Raw genomic sequence first — 18825 nt, 5'->3', positions numbered from 1 at the left:
TAGTCGCAAAACCTAATATACTCAAGTAGCCATGGATAACAAGAACATAAAACTAGAACTCAATTTTGATGAAGTCAATATCATTCTAAAAGCATTGGGTAACCTTCCTTTCAATGAAGTATATGATTTAATTGGCAAGATACACGAACAAGCCAATGCGCAAGCCAAATAATTTCTAGCTTTTCTAGTGAATCAACTTTTTGAAATATCAGACGATGCCAGCTTTTTAGGTCTTATCAATACAGATTTATACGATTCTTTTATTGATGAAGATTGGGAGTTTGAAGACGTTGAGATGCGTATTATTCGCGAATCTCAAAAAGGGCACCTGTTGTTTTGGGGCACTAGTGTTCCAAATCTATGGACAGTGCGTATTTGCGATCAAGCAACCGCAAACCATGCATTCAAAACATTTCGAGGAAAAATTAAAGTCAGCAATTCTAAACTATATCTCATTAACTACGAATCCATTACTTTGGCGGCTCAATTTGAAGATGAAACGCTACCCGATTCTGACTTAGCAGCATTACACGTCAAGTTAGAAAACGGTATTTATAATGTTGACGTTCGGCAATTATTTAATCCTAACCAAGACTTAATAGAAGATGAAATGCTTGGTTTTGAGATTATTCTACAAAAAAGTACCGAAAAGCCTTCTCCTTTGCTCAATTCCTTTGATGAACTAATTTGGTCTAATTATTAGACTATTTCTCAACCACACAATAGCAATGTAGCTTATAAGCGATGATTAAAATAACGCATCTAAGCAAAACTTTTTTCTACTTTTCTCGTTTAATAATTAGACATTTATCTAAATAACTAATCAAAACTCAATGAATAACCTTTTTAAAGCTCTAAATGACTCTACTAGGCGCCAAATTCTAGAATTATTAAAAGAAAAAGATTTAACAGCAGGAGAAATTGCAGCACACTTCAATATCTCCAAACCTAGTATTTCACATCATTTAGATCTACTAAAAAGAGCCGACCTAGTCATTGGAATTCGCCAAGGTCAATTTATTTCCTACTCTTTAAACATGAGTGTTTTTGAAGAGGTCATTCAGTGGTTGATGCAGTTTAAAGATAACAAATAACAGACCTCCCCTACTTATTATTTTAGCAACGATTAAAAGTTAGCCTGTAATATCACCAATCCTATTAAAATTATGAAAAATACACCATCCAACCATCCCGCTAGTTTACCTAAAGAGCTTTTATTATTACTAATAACAGTAGCCCCTATTATCTATCTATTTGTAATATGGAACGATTTGCCAGAGCAAGTTCCCATGCACTGGAATTTTGAAGGAGAGATAGATCGTTATGGTTCTAAATCTTCGTTGGGTTGGATTGTTTTGTTAATTAATCTACCGATTTACTTACTCCTACTTTTCTTGCCTAAAATTACTGCAAAAGAAGCAAGTATCACAAAGATGGGCAAAAAATACTATCGATTACGACTTACACTACAATTGTTTTTATCGGCACTAGTATTTGCTATTTTACTAGTAAGCTCTGGCAACACAGAAATACCTATTGAGCGGCTTCTAGGGTACTGCTTTATATTTTTCATGCTATTGTTTGGCAATTACATGGGGAGCATTCGCCAAAACCACTTTATGGGAATTCGTACTCCTTGGACATTAGAAAATGAAGAAGTATGGAAAAAAACACATCAACTAGGAGGACGTTTATGGATTGGCGCAGCTCTTATTGGATTTATTCTACTTTTCTTTTTGCCTAATAATTGGGCGTTGATGAGTGTTGTTGCCTTGATGGTTATCCCTCTTATTTTTGCTGCTATCTATTCCTTTGTCTTATTCAAACAGTTAAACAATACAGCTTTATAAATTAGCAGCAACTCAACTAACTATTGTAAAATAAGAAAGGGCGATTAGCTCGGTTCTTGCTAATCGCCCACTTACGTTGGTTATGATTCGTTGGTAAAAATCCAGTGTAATATTTTTTAGTAGTTAGCTGTGCTACTACTGCCTATTTTCAACAAACTATGGAGTCCTTAAGAAGCTGTTACAAAAGCTTCATCAATATTCTTCTTAGCATTAAATGGCTTCCAAGTCTCGTTTTTTTGTACCCAGATACGACCATCTTGGTCTACTTTTACAGCATCAAAAGCTGTTGGAACAACCTCAAATCCTTGCTCATTCAACAATCCCCATTTTCCATCTTTGAATACAGCAGCCAAACCATCGTTGAAACCACCTACCCACTCGTAACGCAAAGGAGTTAATTTTTTGCCTTGCTTGTTAACAAACGTCCATTTTCCATGTTTCTTTACAGCAGCATAACCGCCGTTGTACAAATGGATCTCGTCATAAATTGGTTGACAAATTTCGTAACCTTGTTTGTTTACCAATCCGTATTTATTTTCTAGCTTGATAATAGCAGCTCCTTCTTGGTATTCGCTAATAATTGTAGCACCAGTATTTGTAAACACAGCATTTTCTACCTGTTCGGTTTTGGTAGCTGCTACATAAGCTGCTTCCAAGGTTTCAGTATTGTAAGCAACTAGTTGCGCTTGCGTGTTCATAGCTAAAAGAACCAAAGCCATGATTACCATAAAGTTTCTTAAGCTTTTGATTGACCCTTTCATAATTTTAGTGTTGTTTAAAGTTAAAATTTATATTTTTAATAAAAAATTATTTTCAAAATAATTATAGTCACAATAAAAATTAATTATCAGTTATAATCTATGTGACATAAAGAACAATGCCATTCTACATGAATAAAGTTCCTGATTTTAAAAGCAATCGACTAGTGTCTATTTTTAATCGATGAAATTTATTTTTTTCTGCTTCTTAACATTAACTTAAAGAAGTCTTCTGAAAATTTTTAGTCGAATAATACAGCTTAACAATTGCTATTCATCTTCTTATAAATTCAAGTACCAAATTCTATTTGGAGGCTTTTATTTTTTCAATGTAATAATTGTTTTCTATCCAAATATGCCTTCTTAATATCTCTTTTTTTGTAGAAAAAGCAAAACAATTAAGTGGAAACAAAAACAACTTATATACTTAACTATGCCACAAAATTAAACTATTATTTTAAGAAGTCAAGGTTTTTAATGTTAAAACAAAATTAAATTCTGAAATACTTTAATTAACATCCATAAATATGCCCTCTGATACACCCAAAATAATTTGGACTTGTTTTCTCTCTATAATTCTTTGTATCTTTATCATTGTCATTTACCATTGAAGTACTTCGAATCAGTCTATTATGCAAAATTTTAATTGCTCCATTTTATTTTTACTTTTTTTTACTTTTTTCATTTTTAGTAGTTGCAAAAACCGAGTGGTGGATCAATTACGCCCTGAAACTGTTGCTTTTTTAACCGACCAAGAGCAGGCTCGGTGTAGTTGTTTGGATACTTATGGAGCAGAATTCTTAAAAAAAATTAATAAAGGAATTTTATATATCAACAAACTTCCCAAGGAATATGATTTAAAAAATTTATCTACTTCTGAGTTGTATCAGATCAAAATTAAATTGGCTGGTTTTATGAGTATTGTTCAAACAGTATCCAAATGTATTGGTGAGCGGACAACCAACCAAATTGATCAGTTTACAGGCATGTTTATACAAGAAGATTTGAAAGTAGTTTTGGAGATTGATAGCACCTTATCCGAACAGGAACAGTTAGAACGCATGAATCGCCCTAGTATCGAGCTGCTGGATGAATTCTGTCCTCAACATACTGAAGCGGTTTTAAAATTGCAAGAACTGATCAATGCAGCCCAAATACTTCCCCCTGGTTTGCAATAGGGATCATAAAGTAATCAACTAAAAGGCTCATTCCTAATCGCACCCTATAAAATCAGTGTGCTTAGGAATGAGCCTTTCGTATTTGACCACCCTTCAAATAAGCTAGAAAGCTATTTTTTCCAGATACCATCTCTCTCGGTATCGATACTCCCCCCTTCATAACCACAGACACCAAATCGTGGAGAGTTGACAATAGGCATTTCTCCATAATCTTCAAAATCGCTGCATTTTTGAGCATGCTTCTTTTTGCAAGAATCACAAAATACCGTTTCATCTTCATGCCACATTGTACAGGCAACTGTTGCTGGCTGTTTTTCGCAAAGCTCACACAAAATTGGCAATGGTTCATTGCGGCTTAACAACAGAATTTTATCCTTATTTTCTACAAAATACTCATTCATAACCTGAATTTCAAGATAGGTTGTTGAACCAAAATCATATTCGTACTCTAGTTTCAGCCCTTTTTTAAATAAACCTCCGATTTTAGTACGCTTATCAAGCCCATATTCATAGTCATCTTCCATTGATGACCATATATCTTCTGGCATTTTGCTTTTTCCTTTTACTTGAAAAGAGCTTAAATGCCCACAACATTCCACCCAAATTTGTCTCAAAAACAAATCCAAATTGTCTAATAATGCCGTCTCATGAATCAATAAGTGTAAAAAGTAATTTTGCTCTCCTACTACTTTTACATGAAAAGATTTATGCCTGCTTTTTTGTTCCTCTTCAAGCTTCTCCAAATGAGTTTTTAAATGCCTAGAAATTCCCCCCCCTGCAAACAACTTATCACAATAAAAACATTTTGCTTTTGATTTTAATTTGTTCATAATTTTCTACCATTAAGAATGACTAAATAAAACTACCCCAACAACTTCTCTAAATAATGCATTTTGATACCAAACTGTTCTTTGAGATCAGCAACTTGGTTCAATCGCTCTTGTTGAAGCTCTATATCAATTTGACGTTGTTTTACGGCTGTAATCATCAGATTTTTAGCTGTATGCTCTGAAGATATAAACTCAAATACCTTCGTTTGATAACCATTTGCTTCTAGCAATAAAGCCCGAATTCCATCTGTTAGGATTTCAGCTTGTCGCTCTTCTAGGATACCATTTTTAAGAATAGAGTCCAATATATTTTGGCTGCTCATCGCTTTACGAATCTGTTTGTGGCAGCAAGGAGCGACCACAATTAACGCTGCATTGGCTTGAATACCTTTGGCTATTGCAATATCGGTTGCAATATCACAAGCGTGCAAAGCAATCAACACGTCTATTTTATCATTGTCATATTCAAAAATATCTTGCGCTACAAAATCAATGTGTTTCCACCCCAAGGTTTTTGCCTGTTGATTGCAAAAATCTGTCAAATGCTCCCGAAGTTCAATCCCAACCATTTTGGGTGGTTTCCCCTGTTGTCGTTGAATATAATCGTACAAAGCAAACGTCAAGTAGCCTTTTCCGCAACCCATATCTACTATATGAGCCTGTTCTGGCACATTGGATTGCTCCAACAAAGCATCCATTATTTCTATGTACTTATTGATTTGACGATACTTATCTTGGTGAGCTTTTAACACTTTGCCATTCGCAGCAACTCCCAAACGTTCCAAAAAAGGATTACTCTCTTCTATCAAGTAGTTTTTCTGTTTGTTGTGGCTTCTTTTTGGCAATTGACGAGTAGTTGGTTGACGACGTTGCAGGCGTACTTTTCGTTTTTTATTGAATTGGATAACAACATCTTCTTTAATAGTCAACAAAGTACCTGTTAAAAAATCTTTGCCTAGGTGTTGGTCCAAAATATCGACAGCCTCATCTAGCGAATAATTCTTAACAATATCTTGTGTATGATAACGATAAGTAAAAGACAAATAAAAGCCCTCTTTCAGATCTACTCGACGGACATAGATGTTTTTTAAATCGGCTGATTTAGGCACAGATTTACTCAATGTAATTTTAGCAAATTCTTCTTGCGCAATACTCTTTCTTACTGCTTCTAAAAATTCTTCCACAATATTTTTTTATAATTCAAAATAACAGCAAAAAACAACTAAATTTCGTCTAAATCGGAAACCGTCAATTCATTCTGTTGATTTCCTGTATTTAAGGTTGTTGCAGGTTCAAATAACAAAATACTAACTTCCTCTGGAGCGTACGGCTTGTGTGGCACTCCTTTTGGTATGATAACAAATTCACCTTGATTCAATTCTATGGTTTGATCTTCCAACTCGATAAAAAGTTTTCCATCAATAACATAAAATAGTTCATCTTCTTGCTCGTGATGATGCATGACAAATTCACCTTTCAGTTTTGCCACTTTGACCAATTGATTGTTGAGCGCACCTACTATTTTAGGCGACCAATGCTCTTGAAAGCTATCCAATTTGGATTGAAGACTGACTTTTTTTATGTCCATTAGAATAATGAATTAGTAAATAATAACAGAAATCGTATCTAACTTCATCCGTGTTTGGAAGAAATTGGCAATGCGCTCTTTTTGCTCGCTTCTCATCCTTCTTCCCTCCCAATTGATCACAACAGTAGGTAAAGTATCTAGTGTTCTAGATTCGGTATTCATTTTAATCAATTCGTTGTAAGAAATTTCGACAGCATCTGGATATAAAGTCGAAAACTCTAATGCAATATCATTTACAGGCTTAGTCGTTCGTTTGCTCTGAATTTGATATTTGGACAGCTCTCCTTCCAAAAATTTAATGCGTTCCGTTTTATTCTTGAGAACAATTTCATTGTCTTCGTACAGTTTCTTTAACATACCAGAATATTCCTCTCGAATAGTTGTAAATTTAGATTGAAGACTCTGTACTTCTGCCAACAACACTTCTACATCAAGATTGCCTTCTCTGAATATTAATTTAGCATAGCCCAATCCTACCTCATTCATTTCATGTAGTAAATTATCCTTATCGCTTTCTCGAATTCCACCCGATGTAATTAGGATAATTGCAGGAGTATCTCGTCTATAATCTGTTTTCTGGTCAACGATAACTCCTTTTTCCAAGTGATAATCTTCCACCTTACGCTCAAACAAAGCCGCCTTACTATTAAATAACTCTCGTTGTACCAAATTGTACCCTGTCCAAAGACTAGGTATAATTGTAAAGACAACAATTATTACTAAAATCATTTTATAACGCTGCTCTCTAACAGGATCTAAAAACTCTTTTTTGGGAAATTGAAGGGCTCGAACAAAAATAAGAGAAGTCCCTGCAATAAATACAGAGTTGATAAAAAACAGATAAAATGCACCGCCTGCGTATGCCCACTGTCCTGTGGCGATCCCATAACCAACCGTACACAAAGGAGGCATCAAAGCTGTTGCAATGGCTACTCCTGGTATTGCATTTCCTCGGTCAAAACGAGAGCTAGCAACAATCCCAATGGCACCACCGCATATAGCAATCATAACATCATAGAATGTAGGATATGTTCTTGCCTCCAACTGATCTGTTAACGACTTAATTGGCGAAACAGAAAAATAAACTACTGCGGATAAAATCGATCCCACAATAAAAATCACTAAGTTCTGTAAAGCATACTTTAAAGTATCAAAATCATTTGTTGCTAAGGCATATCCAATCCCGACAATTGGTCCCATTAATGGAGAAATTAACATGGCACCAATTACAACAGCACCTGAATTCATGTTTAGACCTATTGAAGCTATAAATGCTGCAAAAATTAGCCCCCACAAATTACCTCCCTTAAATTCGATGCTCTTTCGGATACTTTCAATTGTTCCTGCTTCGTCTGTATCCAAATGCAAACTAAACAGTTCTTTTAACTCATGAACACCTCTAGAAATCAATTTAGAAATTGTTGAATTACCTATAGCGATATCGTCTGGTTGAGACGATAGAGGTTTATTTTTATTATTTGAAGTATTCTTTTCTTCCATTGCTTATTTACCTTATAATATTGGGGTTCTTATTTTATTCGGGTACCTTGTATCAAAGATAAAGAGGTTTTTGTTTTTTTTTATTAAAATCTTCTAAAACTACACGATACGACTTGATTAGACAATATAAGTAATCATTCAGAAAAAATTATATGCCATTCAGCTATTTAAAACAATATTGTTCTAATAAATCTTCTCCCATGCGCTTTTTAATACTAATCAGTATATTTGAATGTATCTCATTACTGCTCGTTGCTTATAGCATACAACTTCATTACTCTCCCCTCCTCTCCAACTCCTTTTATCATTATAATGATACTTTAAGAATTGTGATGGATATCTTATTATTATTAACAATTTTCATACGCTTAAAAGATTTAGTTCTTAACAAAAGCCACCTTACCTTATCTTATAAAAGCCCTCTATTTCATTTATTGGCATACATCACTACAACAGCTTTGGACATCTATTACTATCTGATTTGGTGGTTATTTGGAAAAGTCTTTTTTCCACTTTTGGTGATATACCTTTTCCCTATTCTTATCCTAATCATTAGGATAATTTATATAAAGCAATATTCAAGCACTCAAATACACACTGATGACATCTTAGATAATAACATTTCTTGACAAATTAACGCTTTATTCAAAAGTCCCTCTAGTTAAAACACCTTAAAGACTGAAAAATCCCTGATCCCAAAACCATTCAACAAAAAAGAAGGCTATTATTTTCTCAAAAAATGAACTTTAATCCATTTTTTTATTTTTTCCAAAAAAAACTTCACTTACAAACAAAACTACAAACCATTATAAATCAAACTATTAAAACTAAACTCCAAATAAAAATCTAAAAAAAAGTAAATTTTTTTTTCAGCTTAAGGAACTATAACGCCTTCCGTAAAGTTATATACCTCGAACGGCGCAATGAAAGCACAACAAAAAAACATTGCCTACCTAAATTAAACCATAAATAAACTACAATTTAGGTCATCAAAAACAAACTAAAATAATAATAATGGTATTCATTCAATCACATATTCGTCCAACCAATGCCCCGATGCTTCCAAGCATTTTAGGCAGTTGGGATGCCTCGAAAGCAGTCATAGATTGCCAAGAGAAGGGACTAGGGTATGGTGAGAATGCCCAACTAGTTCATAGTTCAGATTTTAGTTCTTTTGATAATTATAGATTACACCTTCACTACGAGCGCTCCTAAGCTCAATGACTTAAAAAGTTCGTAGTGTTGCGCAAATAGCAAACTACGGATTCACTAAGTTCAATTTACTTTCAGTACAAGTTTGGAATTCTGTTATCCTTGTTATTTGCAAAACAAATAAGTGTAAACTTATTATTCTTTGACATTATAATATAGGTATAACAAAAGAATGAATGGATAGAACTCTTTCTATACGATTGCCTAGTTCGACGATTCTATTGTTCAAAATGCGTTGACTGTTTTATAATAAAAACTAAATCTTATAAACGTAAAGCTGTCTTTATCAGCAACAAACAAAAAGTCCAAACTCTGGCAAACAAATAATAAGGGGAGATATCCAAGCGGCTCAAAGGAGCCTGACTGTAAATCAGGCGTTTAATTACTTCGGGGGTTCGAATCCCTCTCGCCCCACTAATAAAACTCTATAAGTTTCATCCGCTTCATAGATATTTATTAGAAACGTCAAAATAACCTAAGAACCAGAATAATTGCCTGTCAATTATTCTCTAAAACCATCAGATTATGAGAACACTATTTGTAACTTCAGTATCGATTGTAACAACAATTATGCTAGCCAATTTACAAAAACGAGTCTTAGACACTCGCATTAGTGAGCGCAATGACGCTATCGAGATGGAGCTAAGCAAAGAAGGCTTGACTCTGCCGAGTCAAAAAAGTGGGCAAATGCCTATAGGTAACGCTAGATTTGGAGGCCAAGATTGCCCCAATGCTACCTTAAGTTTTTGGCAACTAGCAGCCTTCAACAATAACATACATCAACTATAATTCTCTCCTTTAGTAGTATTGAATTCGTAGTTGAACTAAGGTGGACTTACAACTGCGAATAATACTATTTTTATTCTCTTCCAGAATTAACTTACTTCATTCGCAATTGTACTCCACAACGGCACGAACCCGAAGGGGGAATACCTTTGATGGTATTCAGTGAAGTGAACCGCAAAGCGGGCTTGTTATACTCTTATTTTTACATTCGTTTTTATTTTTTACGATGGTGTGGCATGAACGGCACGAACCCGAAGGGGGAATACCTTTGATGGTATTCAGTGAAGTGAACCGCAAAGCGGGCTTGTTACACTCTTATTTTTTTTACATTCGTTTTTATTTTTTACGATGGTGTGGCGCAACGGTAGCGCAGAGGATTGTCTATCCTAAGGTTGCGAGTTCGAATCTCGTCTCCATCGCCAAAATTGGTTGCTAAAATTAATAACACAATAAAGCACCATATAGAGATGTAGCTTAGTTGGTTAAAGCGTTTGACTGATACTCAAAAGATCATAGGTTCAAGTCCTATCATTTCTACAAAAAGACTTTATAGATGAATACCAAACTGAAAAATCATTTTTATCAGCATAAAATTCTATTGCCTAAAATAAAGTATTCATAAAAAAAAGGAAGTGTAGCTCAGTTGGTTTAGAGCACTTGGTTTACACCCAAGAAGTCATAGGTTCGAATCCTATCATTTCCACTCAAATGACGCTATAGCTTAATGGCAAGAGCACCTCCAGAAAAGGAGAAGGCACTTAGTTCGATTCTAAGTAGTGTCACTAGCTCGTTCACTGTCCAATCGATCATTTGATCTAGATACAACGAGGAACATTAGGAAACAAACCGGTAGCTTAGTTGGCTAAAGCATCTGATTTTTAATCAGAGGAGCGTGGGTTCAAATCCCTCTCGGTTTACTTTACAAAACTACGGATTGGTAGCTCAGTTGGTTAGAGCGTCTGACTGTTAATCAGAAAGTCGTAGGTTCGAGCCCTACCCAGTCCGCCACAATAAACGGTATTATAGCTCAGTTGGTAAGAGCGCTGGTCTGAAAAACCAGAGGTCCTTAGTTCAAGTCTAAGTAATACCACTAGCTCGTTCAATTTCAACAGCTCCTGTTAGGGGCTAAGTATACAACGAGGAACACTTAGAAACAAACCGGTAGCTTAGTTGGCAAAGCATCTGACTTTTAATCAGAGGAGCGTGGGTTCGAGTCCCACTCGGTTTACTTTTATATCTGCCGATATAGCTCAGCTGGCTAGAGCAGTTGATTTGTAATCAACAGGTCGTGGGTTCAAGTCCCTCTATCGGCTCTATACAAACAAAGATGTAGCTCAATGGATTAGAGCTTCCCGCTTCTAACGGGATGGTTGTAGGTTCAAATCCTACCATCTTTACAAAAAAAGAAATAATGAACAACATACAACTTTATTCAAGCAGTTTTTCAAATAGTAGGAATAATTATGTCGTTTTGAGGCAAGTTTTATTTGAACAGAAATGAATCATTCAAAACATATAACCTGAAGTAAATCATTACGCATTCGACATAATCCAACTCATTAAGATTTTTAAATTGGTGGTGTATGCAAGTGGTCAAAGCAGCTAGGCTTTCAACCTAGTCCAAGTTATTGAGTTCGCGGGTTCGAATCCCGTCGCCACTACGACGAATGCTAGTAATTCTCCAGAATGGTATCTGTGTGCGAGAGGCTTAAGCAAGTAGATTGTGACTCTACTGGACAATATGTCCGTCGCAGGTTCGAATCCTGTCAGATGCCCTATTCTGAGTAAGTTTTTAAGAAAACTTACCTCCAAACAAGTGCTACTATTGCTGTCTTGGAGAAACACAAGGAGTAGACACAAGGATTAACCATTAATCCAAATCAGAAAAAGTTCTATGATCGAAAGCGATTGACAATCGCTTGTTGCAACACTAAAATGCAACTAAAAATTGGGATTCTTTTCATAAGAATAGTCTTCCAAGATAATTTTAGATGTTACAACGGACAGGCTGTTTGCCTGTTTTATGGAGGATTGGCCGAGTGGCAAGGCACTTCCCTGCTAAGGATAGGTTTCCTTATGGAACACAGGTTCGATTCCTGTATCCTCCGCTACAAAACAAACTGGAAAGACAAGCCAATAGGTGGTGGCCACAGTCTTGAAAACTGTTCGGAGTTAACGACTCGTGTGGGTTCGATTCCCACTCTTTCCGCAAAAACTAGGGGTATAGCTCAATCTGGTAGAGCACTGGTCTCCAAAACCAAAGGTTGTAGGTTCAAGTCCTACTGCCCCTGCAATGTGATGATCTAAAACAAGTTTAGATTAAACCATAAAACCAATTATTCAGGTATAGCTCAATTGGCTAGAGCACTGGACTTTGACTCCAGAGGTTGTAGGTTCAAGTCCTACTGCCTGATCTTTACTTTGTAATTAAATTTACGGGAGTAGCTTAACAAGGCAAAAGCGCTAGGTTTGGGACTTAGAAGATGCAGGTTCGACCCCTGTCACCCGTACAAACAGGATGTTTGAAAACAAAATAGACGTATAATGATAACTATCAGACCTTGATTTTGAGACAAGCTCAAAAATCGTTCAACTTATAGGTATACATTCATTTGTTTAAACTTCAAATTCCAGATAACCTTTTACTTTTTTTGCCGCTTTGCGGTGCACTCTCTTCAAGGTCTACTAGGCCTTGATTTTGAGGCAAGCTCAAAAATCGTTCGACTTATAGGTATACATTCATTTGTTTAAACTTCAAATTTCAGATAACCTTTTACTTTTTTTGCCGCTTTGCGGTGCACTCTCTTCAAGGTCTACTAGACCTTGATTTTGAGGCAAGCTCAAAAATCGTTCGTTTACCTTCATAGCCCAAATGGAAGAGGCAATAGGCTTAGACCCTATACAGTGTGAGTTCGATTCTCACTGAAGGTACCCAATATTTACGGGAGTAGCTTAACAAGGCAAAAGCACTAGGTTTGGGACTTAGGAGATGCAGGTTCAACCCCTGTCACCCGTACAATTTTAGCAAGTATGGCCTAATTGGCTAAGGCATCTGGTTGCCAATCAGAAGATTGTGAGTTCGAACCTCACTACTTGCTCTACTACTCTAGTAGCCCAATGGAAGAGGCAAACGGCTTAAACCCGTTGTAGTATAGGTTCGAATCCTATCTAGAGTACAACACATAGACTAACAGCAAGTGTGGCCCAATGGCTAGGGCACCTGGTTTCCACCCAGAAGATTGTGAGTTCGAGTCTCATCACTTGCTCTAAATAAGAGGCTGTAGATTCAAAACCTACTCAGTCACTAAAGGCACTTATTCGGGGAAGTAGCTCAATTGGCGGAGCATCTCGTTTGCAACGAGAAGGATGCGGGTTCGACTCCCGCCTTTTCCACAAGGTTAATAAAATATATCGTTACTCAACGCACGGTGGTGTAAAGGCAAACATCAAGGTCTCATAAGCCTTGGCTATGGGTTCGAGTCCCGTCTGTGCGTCTAATAATTATTTCTTAATTCTATAGAAGATAAGTATGAGCTCCTAATTGGTTCTTCTACTTATATCAAATCACGTACACACTTGAAAGAAGTATGGTGCTAACCCCTCTAAAAAATTTCAAGCGGAATACAGATACTTCTATACAAAACTAGTTGCTATGTTTTGGGTCATTATTTTTACCATCTTGGCTGTTGATTATTCACTTGGAGAATATTCTTCTTAATAAAACAATTGTTTGCAATTCTAAATTACTCTTTTGCAAAAAATAGTCAACAGACCAAGATTCTAACTTCCTAGGCTTGAGTTAAGTTATGAAAGAATCATTAAAAAAGGAGGAATGTATCTAAAATTTGAAGTGAGTCAGTACAACGCTTTGTTAAAAGGACTAATAATGAGGTATTCCCTATTGACTCATTTTCAAATTTACAAACACTCTATACTCAAACAGCTCTATCGTCTAACGGATTAGGACAGCAGAATACGAATCTGCAAATTGGGGTTCGATTCCCTATGGAGCTACTAATTAGGATGGTGTTTTATGACGTTTCTTGCGGCTATGACTTTGTTGTAGCCGCTTTTTGTTGGTTTTAAATTATCTTATTTAACCTTCTATAGCATTCTTTATACTCACATTTTTGTACTATTTTTGTACCCAAACTAATACACTAAATACTAGAGTTAACTTATGATTCAATTCTCATTCGTTTATAATAGAAAGAAAAAACTGCGTAAAGATGGTACTGGTTTAGTGCAAATCAAAGCTTATATGGCTGGCAAGAATAAATACATTACAACCAATATTTACCTCTCCCCCGAACACTGGAGCAAAAAACAAAAGCAATGTGTTTATCATCCCAATGCACTCCAGATTAATGCTGAACTTCGTCGACAGATTACAGCAATTGAAAATTATGCGCTCAACCAAGTGCAAAAAAATAGCTCTATTACCTTAGAACAATTAGGCAATTATCTCAAGTATGAGGATGCAGAATCTTTTACTCATTTTTGGGAATATGAACTGACACACGATAATGTTATCAAACCGAATACTCAAAAAGCACATCACCAAAGTTTAAACTATTGGAAAAGCTTTAGAGCCGATGTCCAGTTTTCAGAACTAACTTATAGTACTATTCTTGAGTTTGATCGTTTTCTAAAGACCAAAAACCTCAATCCCAATACCATTCATGGGCATCACAAACGCCTCAAACGATACATCTATTTGGCTATCAAAAAAGATGTTTTTAGTGGTAAAAATCCTTATCTAAAATTTCCACTAAAAAAAGTAAAAACAACTCGAGTAATATTAACAAATAGGGATCTGTTAACTTTGGAACAGCTCACCTTTGAACCACAAGAATACTTTTACCAACCTATTTTAGATTTGTTCTTATTTTCTTGTTATACAGGGCTCCGTTTTTCGGATGTAAGAAACCTAAATTCACACCAAATTGAAATAGAAAATCAAGGATATACACTCAAGCTAAAAGCACAAAAAACAGGCAAACACCTTATTTTACCTCTTTATAAAATTCACAATAAAAAACCCGAACAGATTATTAATCGGTATTGGGAGCGAGCACAAAACTTTGATGGTTTCTTTTTCCCTAAATATACTAACCAGTATGTCAATCGTACGCTAAAAAAAATTGCTCAAATAGCGGGCATTCACAAAAAACTAACAACGCATGTTGCTCGGCATACTTTCGCTACTCACTTGGCTTCTAAAGTTCCTATTCATATTCTTAAGGAAATTCTACAGCACTCTAGTATAGAAACAACGATGGTCTATTTGCACCTATCTAATAAAATGATTGATAATGCCCTCGATGGTGTTCAATGGTAAATAACAAAGGCAAACACTTTTAGCGATGTGTTTGCCTTTTACCTTTTTAGTCTTTGTCTAGTTCATGGTTAGACTTTGTTTCCTTGACTGTTTTTTGTTGTTCCTCTATCAGCTCATCTTGCTTGTCGAGGAGTTTGAGTGTGTTCTTCAAAATAGTCTTCCATGCCTTGCCCAGATGTGCTTGGCTCATTAATTTTTGTACGTTTTTAAATTGTGAAGAAATTTGTATTATATCAACGGATACAATGTGAAAAAAATTCACTTTTTCACTAACTTCTCAAAAACTAATTATATCCCAAACACCCGACAAATACTACAATACAGCTCATTTAAGTATTTTCGAATTATATACTAACTTAGTAATGAAATAGTATATAATGGAGGGCTCTACCCTTCTTATTTAATTTGTCTAAGCTTCTTTTCTTTCTTTATATTTAGCCAGCTCCTCATCATATCGCTCCAATTCCTTTTCCAATAACAATACCTTTTCTCTTAACAACTTTGAATTATCCTGGAGTGCCTTATTCGACTCTTCCATACTTGCCAAAAGTTTATCAATGTACTCTGGTGTTTTTACTGGTTCATCTGATGTAAACATTTCACCTGTTCCTAATAATAACCAATCAATATTTACATGAGGAAATGTTTCTTTTATACTTTGTAAAAGCTTAAATGATGGATCTGATTTTCTACGTTCCATATTAGTTAAAGCTTGATATCCTATACCTATCTTATCACAAAAGCTTTTTCTATTGAGTTCCAAAGCCTTATAAAGTACCTGCACACGTTCAATTCCTAACATCAGAGTAATTATTACCGAATAGACAAAAAAATATTACCAAAAAGACAAAAAAATATTACCAAAACTTGCTTATTAATTATCTTACATTTACATTTGTAACATAATAATTACCAAATAGACAAATAAAAAGCACTTTTTTGATACAAAATATTAAATAATAGCAGAAAATATTAAATATAGTATGTCTTTTTCACGAAATAAATAAAAGAAGCTAAGTATTAGAGAACAAAAGGTTCTCTGTGGGTGGATGAAAATCCAAAATGGTCAAGGCGTGTTTAGTACAGGTAAACGGTAATAAGTTTCATGGGGATGCTACTTATTTATCAAAGGTTCGACTCCTTTGCGCCTTCAAAAAATCACAATATTATCCAAAAGGCTTATAGACCTAATTAACCATCAAAAGACGGTTAGGCGGAGCTTTGCCTATACCCAAGCATTGGAACTAAAATTAGCAATATTTTTGCCAAACTCAAAACAAATAAAAAATGGAAAATTTAGAAGCACAAATTCAAGGACTTTATGATTTAGTAGAAACACTAAGTATTCGTATTGAAATTCAAAACAAAGAAATTGCAAATCATCTAGACATTAAAAACAAAAGTGTTTTAAAAATTCATGAAGCAGCTAAGTTCTTAAACATTGGTGTGCCTACTATTCGAAGATTATACAAAGAAGAAAAAGTAAGGGCATTTCAATATAAACGCAATGGCAGTCTATATTTCAAAAAAGTAGACTTGGAAATCTATCAAGCTCAATATCTCAAACAAGCAGAAGCATAACAACAATATAAGAAACAAAACACGAAGTTAAGCTAGGTGTATAGATGTTGGATACGATGGAGGTTCGACCCCTCCCCTAGCCCAAGGAAGCAAGTATGACTTGCGAGTTACGGCGACTTATATGCCGATGGGTGCGGCTCTGAGCGGCACCCTATTTTTAAACCATACATTATAACAAACACACAAATGGTTGGAGAACCCCAGTTAACAAAATTTCATGAATGGTCAATGTATGATCTATTGGACAGAAAGGCAACCTTAGAAAAAGCCTACGACTTGATGGAAATCTATCAACGAAAATGGCTGCGCACACACAAACGAGGTGGCATGGTAGCCAGTGTTCACGATGTTTTACAAGCCATTCTTTCTATTCTGCCTCGTACGATGGAGGACATGAAAAAAGAACAGCCCAATGTATTTGGATGGGCAGTATATAGCCAAGAGTTTTTCTGTTTTACGAACAACGAATACTTGGCTTCGATGGTTAATAAACAAGCGGCTCGACCTATTTTACAAATCAGTGGTCGTACGGTTCGAAATTGTATTAAAAAGCTCTTAGAAGCTCAAATTTTGACACAAAAGGTGAATTTTGTGCACACAGGAAAGAACTATCCAGAGCCGATGCATGAAGATCCTAACGGGCGAGGTTATTTCAAATTAGTTGTAAATAAAGACATCTTGGTTTGGGGCGAAACAATGGCAGAAGTGGCGGGAGAAGCGGCTCAATCGGACAGTCCTGGAACCCCGATAAATACTAATACTGTACCATCTTTTCCGCAGATGTATTCTATATTAGATAATAAGGATACATTAAAACAATATAAAACACCAGCTGCAATTGTGAATAAGGCTTCTGCTGTCGCAGAGTTGAATTCTTTGGCTAATGAGAGTACAGAGCAAGGAAGCAAATTGAACTTGCCTACTGTTCCAACTAATTTGCCTGTTAATTTTGCGCCAAAAGTATTTATTCCGACCAAAACCACGGATAAAGAAGAATTTTTTGCTCAACAGCTGTTCGAACAAGCTCGAGTGGCACTTTGGGGCGGCAAAAACTTCAATGCGCTTCAACAAATACAAGCCATTGACTTTTTGAGATCCCACTTGAGATTAACTCGAGATTTTGTACAACACTTTAGAAAACAAAAGATTGAAGCCTTTAAAGATTCCGATTATTATCAAAAACAAGGCAAAAATCCTAAACGTCAATGGAAGATATTAAACGAGTGGTTTGTCTCCAAACTTCCCCCAACAGAGCTGTCAGCGGTTCGAATAGTGGCCGAAGCGATCCAGAAACAGCGAGAAAATGGGCTAAAGAGAGGCTATTTGAACAAGCTTTATGCCCCCCAGTACTATTTTACTTCAGAGAATTGGACCAAAGCCTTGGATTATTCCAAAGACGATTTTATGAAGCTGTACACCCAATTTGGTGCTCAAAATAGAAGCTTATCTTATTATCAAATGGTGATGGAACACATTCACAAATCACATACCGCCACCTTACAGGCTCTAAAGGATGGAACAACGCCTCAATATGCGATGAATGTCACAGAAAAAGCCTGGAGAAAAATTAGAAGTCTAATTGCTCAAGCACCACCTGAAGTGAGCCAAGCTCAAAAAGACAAACTTATTCGAAAATTTAAAGACCGTTTACAACCAATTTTTTCCAATCAAATCTCTTAAGACATGCCAACAGTAAGCAACCAATTCAAACTAGGTCGAGATTCTTTGACCTACTTAGCGATTAAATATCCCCATCAAAAAGATGCTTTTAAACGCTATTCAATGGATCATAAAACACCGAACAACCCACAACGAGGAATTAGCCGTTTGGAGCGAGTATTTTTACAACAAAAGCCTTTTGAATGGGCGGTTTTGTATGATAATAAAACGGGCAAAATTTTGGCTTATTACCACCCAACAACAGGCACCGAACAACTCGATAAAACAAGGTATTACAAAGCCTTGGGGAGATCTTCTTTAAAACTATACTTGATTTATACGGCTGCTTATAGACGGCGAACAGGTCGCACCAAAGGCTTGAGTATCTCGATTGATTCAATAGAAGAAGTTGCTCAATATTGGAATCAAGACGTAGAGCGGATTATGGTCTACCAAAATGGACAACACACGCATAATTTTATCAAAGGACAATTTTTTAGAGTATGACCTATTATCAAGCCATTGAGCAAATCAAGGTTCTA

The 18825-nt window shown here is 35.7% G+C and carries 18 protein-coding genes and 26 tRNA genes; 37 read left to right on the top strand and 7 right to left on the bottom strand.

Annotated elements, in window-relative coordinates; genetic code table 11:
• The first annotated feature begins 31 nt into the window (after positions 1-31).
• The 4 genes from CG11_RS30380 to CG11_RS12255 all read left to right on the top strand — a co-directional run bounded on the left by CG11_RS30380 (position 32) and on the right by CG11_RS12255 (position 1850).
• Positions 32-172, top strand: coding sequence for a hypothetical protein (locus tag CG11_RS30380; protein WP_197043835.1), 141 nt, complete (start codon positions 32-34; stop codon positions 170-172).
• Between the two features lie 15 nt (positions 173-187).
• Entirely contained in the window at positions 188-703 is a 516-nt protein-coding gene (locus CG11_RS12265) for a hypothetical protein (RefSeq protein WP_052596585.1), read from the top strand.
• A 130-nt stretch (positions 704-833) separates the two neighbouring features.
• Positions 834-1094: an autorepressor SdpR family transcription factor gene (locus CG11_RS12260; protein ID WP_052596582.1), complete on the top strand. Its 261-nt coding sequence runs from the start codon at positions 834-836 to the stop codon at positions 1092-1094.
• A 72-nt stretch (positions 1095-1166) separates the two neighbouring features.
• On the top strand, positions 1167-1850 hold the full coding sequence (locus CG11_RS12255) for an SdpI family protein (RefSeq protein ID WP_052596580.1): 684 nt from the start codon (positions 1167-1169) through the stop codon (positions 1848-1850).
• Between the two features lie 167 nt (positions 1851-2017).
• Here the strand turns inward: CG11_RS12255 and CG11_RS12250 are convergent, their stop codons facing one another.
• Complete coding sequence (locus CG11_RS12250; RefSeq protein WP_052596578.1) at positions 2018-2611, bottom strand: WG repeat-containing protein; 594 nt, start codon at positions 2609-2611, stop codon at positions 2018-2020.
• Positions 2612-3318: 707 nt separating this feature from the next.
• Here CG11_RS12250 and CG11_RS12245 point away from each other — a divergent pair.
• On the top strand, positions 3319-3786 hold the full coding sequence (locus tag CG11_RS12245) for a hypothetical protein (protein ID WP_156039754.1): 468 nt from the start codon (positions 3319-3321) through the stop codon (positions 3784-3786).
• Between the two features lie 110 nt (positions 3787-3896).
• Here CG11_RS12245 and CG11_RS12240 read toward each other — a convergent pair whose 3' ends face one another.
• Genes CG11_RS12240 through CG11_RS12225 form a run of 4 tightly spaced genes read right to left on the bottom strand, consistent with a single transcriptional unit; the run spans position 3897 to position 7704 of the window.
• On the bottom strand, positions 3897-4616 hold the full coding sequence (locus tag CG11_RS12240) for a hypothetical protein (RefSeq protein ID WP_052596574.1): 720 nt from the start codon (positions 4614-4616) through the stop codon (positions 3897-3899).
• 32 nt (positions 4617-4648) lie between these two features.
• Positions 4649-5800, bottom strand: coding sequence for an SAM-dependent methyltransferase (locus tag CG11_RS12235; protein ID WP_081909539.1), 1152 nt, complete (start codon positions 5798-5800; stop codon positions 4649-4651).
• Positions 5801-5838: 38 nt separating this feature from the next.
• Positions 5839-6204: a cupin domain-containing protein gene (locus CG11_RS12230; RefSeq protein ID WP_197043834.1), complete on the bottom strand. Its 366-nt coding sequence runs from the start codon at positions 6202-6204 to the stop codon at positions 5839-5841.
• 12 nt (positions 6205-6216) lie between these two features.
• The gene (locus tag CG11_RS12225) at positions 6217-7704 is read right to left on the bottom strand and encodes a DUF389 domain-containing protein (RefSeq protein ID WP_052596568.1); all 1488 of its coding nucleotides are present in this window, start codon (positions 7702-7704) and stop codon (positions 6217-6219) included.
• A 1014-nt stretch (positions 7705-8718) separates the two neighbouring features.
• On the opposite strand from CG11_RS12225, the gene CG11_RS12220 reads away from it, so the two are divergent.
• The 29 genes from CG11_RS12220 to CG11_RS12095 all read left to right on the top strand — a co-directional run bounded on the left by CG11_RS12220 (position 8719) and on the right by CG11_RS12095 (position 15043).
• Complete coding sequence (locus CG11_RS12220) at positions 8719-8919, top strand: hypothetical protein (protein WP_052596566.1); 201 nt, start codon at positions 8719-8721, stop codon at positions 8917-8919.
• Between the two features lie 327 nt (positions 8920-9246).
• Positions 9247-9330: transfer RNA gene (locus tag CG11_RS12215), tRNA-Tyr, on the top strand.
• A gap of 111 nt (positions 9331-9441) precedes the next feature.
• Positions 9442-9705: a hypothetical protein gene (locus CG11_RS12210; RefSeq protein WP_052596560.1), complete on the top strand. Its 264-nt coding sequence runs from the start codon at positions 9442-9444 to the stop codon at positions 9703-9705.
• Between the two features lie 344 nt (positions 9706-10049).
• Positions 10050-10124, top strand: a tRNA-Asp gene (locus CG11_RS12205).
• A gap of 41 nt (positions 10125-10165) precedes the next feature.
• A tRNA-Ile gene (locus CG11_RS12200) sits at positions 10166-10239 on the top strand.
• Between the two features lie 91 nt (positions 10240-10330).
• Positions 10331-10405, top strand: a tRNA-Val gene (locus CG11_RS12195).
• A gap of 7 nt (positions 10406-10412) precedes the next feature.
• Positions 10413-10484 (top strand) — tRNA-Ser (locus CG11_RS12190).
• Positions 10485-10545: 61 nt separating this feature from the next.
• Positions 10546-10619, top strand: a tRNA-Lys gene (locus CG11_RS12185).
• 14 nt (positions 10620-10633) lie between these two features.
• Positions 10634-10710: transfer RNA gene (locus CG11_RS12180), tRNA-Asn, on the top strand.
• Between the two features lie 8 nt (positions 10711-10718).
• Positions 10719-10792 (top strand) — tRNA-Phe (locus CG11_RS12175).
• A gap of 65 nt (positions 10793-10857) precedes the next feature.
• Positions 10858-10930: transfer RNA gene (locus CG11_RS12170), tRNA-Lys, on the top strand.
• Between the two features lie 11 nt (positions 10931-10941).
• Positions 10942-11015: transfer RNA gene (locus CG11_RS12165), tRNA-Thr, on the top strand.
• Positions 11016-11025: 10 nt separating this feature from the next.
• Positions 11026-11099: transfer RNA gene (locus tag CG11_RS12160), tRNA-Arg, on the top strand.
• A 178-nt stretch (positions 11100-11277) separates the two neighbouring features.
• A tRNA-Glu gene (locus CG11_RS12155) sits at positions 11278-11363 on the top strand.
• A 28-nt stretch (positions 11364-11391) separates the two neighbouring features.
• A tRNA-His gene (locus tag CG11_RS30185) sits at positions 11392-11477 on the top strand.
• A gap of 250 nt (positions 11478-11727) precedes the next feature.
• Positions 11728-11810 (top strand) — tRNA-Ser (locus CG11_RS12150).
• 14 nt (positions 11811-11824) lie between these two features.
• Positions 11825-11911: transfer RNA gene (locus CG11_RS30180), tRNA-Ser, on the top strand.
• Between the two features lie 8 nt (positions 11912-11919).
• Positions 11920-11993 (top strand) — tRNA-Trp (locus tag CG11_RS12145).
• 49 nt (positions 11994-12042) lie between these two features.
• Positions 12043-12116, top strand: a tRNA-Gln gene (locus CG11_RS12140).
• Between the two features lie 21 nt (positions 12117-12137).
• Positions 12138-12212 (top strand) — tRNA-Pro (locus CG11_RS12135).
• 347 nt (positions 12213-12559) lie between these two features.
• Positions 12560-12633, top strand: a tRNA-Leu gene (locus CG11_RS12130).
• A gap of 10 nt (positions 12634-12643) precedes the next feature.
• Positions 12644-12718 (top strand) — tRNA-Pro (locus tag CG11_RS12125).
• Positions 12719-12726: 8 nt separating this feature from the next.
• Positions 12727-12800 (top strand) — tRNA-Gly (locus CG11_RS12120).
• Positions 12801-12805: 5 nt separating this feature from the next.
• A tRNA-Leu gene (locus CG11_RS12115) sits at positions 12806-12878 on the top strand.
• A gap of 17 nt (positions 12879-12895) precedes the next feature.
• Positions 12896-12968, top strand: a tRNA-Gly gene (locus CG11_RS12110).
• A 54-nt stretch (positions 12969-13022) separates the two neighbouring features.
• A tRNA-Ala gene (locus CG11_RS12105) sits at positions 13023-13095 on the top strand.
• Positions 13096-13124: 29 nt separating this feature from the next.
• Positions 13125-13196 (top strand) — tRNA-Met (locus tag CG11_RS12100).
• A 447-nt stretch (positions 13197-13643) separates the two neighbouring features.
• Positions 13644-13716, top strand: a tRNA-Arg gene (locus CG11_RS30175).
• Between the two features lie 166 nt (positions 13717-13882).
• Positions 13883-15043: a site-specific integrase gene (locus CG11_RS12095; protein ID WP_052596558.1), complete on the top strand. Its 1161-nt coding sequence runs from the start codon at positions 13883-13885 to the stop codon at positions 15041-15043.
• A gap of 46 nt (positions 15044-15089) precedes the next feature.
• Here the strand turns inward: CG11_RS12095 and CG11_RS30170 are convergent, their stop codons facing one another.
• The gene (locus tag CG11_RS30170) at positions 15090-15233 is read right to left on the bottom strand and encodes a hypothetical protein (RefSeq protein WP_156039753.1); all 144 of its coding nucleotides are present in this window, start codon (positions 15231-15233) and stop codon (positions 15090-15092) included.
• A 219-nt stretch (positions 15234-15452) separates the two neighbouring features.
• The gene (locus CG11_RS12090; RefSeq protein ID WP_052596556.1) at positions 15453-15845 is read right to left on the bottom strand and encodes a helix-turn-helix domain-containing protein; all 393 of its coding nucleotides are present in this window, start codon (positions 15843-15845) and stop codon (positions 15453-15455) included.
• 485 nt (positions 15846-16330) lie between these two features.
• Between CG11_RS12090 and CG11_RS12085 the strand changes: the two genes are divergently transcribed.
• The 3 genes from CG11_RS12085 to CG11_RS12075 all read left to right on the top strand — a co-directional run bounded on the left by CG11_RS12085 (position 16331) and on the right by CG11_RS12075 (position 18790).
• Positions 16331-16624 carry a helix-turn-helix domain-containing protein gene (locus CG11_RS12085; RefSeq protein WP_052596554.1) on the top strand — a complete coding sequence of 98 codons (294 nt, stop codon included), beginning with the start codon at positions 16331-16333 and terminating at the stop codon, positions 16622-16624.
• A 186-nt stretch (positions 16625-16810) separates the two neighbouring features.
• The gene (locus CG11_RS12080) at positions 16811-18304 is read left to right on the top strand and encodes a hypothetical protein (protein WP_052596552.1); all 1494 of its coding nucleotides are present in this window, start codon (positions 16811-16813) and stop codon (positions 18302-18304) included.
• A 3-nt stretch (positions 18305-18307) separates the two neighbouring features.
• Positions 18308-18790, top strand: a complete 483-nt coding sequence (locus CG11_RS12075) for a hypothetical protein (protein WP_052596550.1) — start codon at positions 18308-18310, stop codon at positions 18788-18790.
• The last annotated feature ends 35 nt before the right edge of the window (positions 18791-18825 follow it).

Origin of the sequence: Aureispira sp. CCB-QB1, assembly GCF_000724545.1 — a bacterium.
Classification (GTDB): Bacteria; Bacteroidota; Bacteroidia; order Chitinophagales; family Saprospiraceae; genus Aureispira.
Note: the sequence above shows the minus strand (reverse complement) of the source record. Positions and strands in the feature narration are given on the sequence as shown.